Consider the following 380-nt stretch of genomic DNA (forward strand, 5'->3'; position numbering starts at 1 on the left):
CTTATCTTTTTTCGCTTTTGCATTGACGTGTGATTTTTGAATGTGTTTGAGCGTTAGGTTATTAGGTACATCTGGATGATGTTTTCGACAAAGAACATAAAGTCCGTCAGCTGTGCGATGAAGTCCAATTTGATGACAACCTGGTGCATGACATTTTAGTCTTCGCCAAACAACAGCAAAGACACCAAAAAGTGGCAAACAGCTGAAAAATCCGCCCCACCACGCTGACCAACCTGCGTCAGTCACACCAGTAAACCATAAAAACCATTCCCAAATATTTTTTAGCATTGATTGTCCTTCTTGTACTTTGACAACTTTACTTTAATAATGACTTTTTAGTCTTTTCCAATCAAACGAAGCAAGTACTGACCATACTCATT

Annotated in this window: 1 protein-coding gene; it reads right to left on the bottom strand. The window is 38.7% G+C overall.

Annotation, left to right across the window (positions count from 1 at the left end):
• Window positions 1-288, bottom strand: a 288-nt coding sequence (locus JKP73_RS22165) for a hypothetical protein (RefSeq protein ID WP_010905192.1), incomplete at its 3' end; no start/stop codon positions are given.
• Window positions 289-380 lie beyond the last annotated feature (92 nt).

Origin of the sequence: Virgibacillus salexigens, assembly GCF_014905415.1 — a bacterium.
GTDB lineage: Bacteria > Bacillota > Bacilli > Bacillales > Amphibacillaceae > Virgibacillus > Virgibacillus salexigens.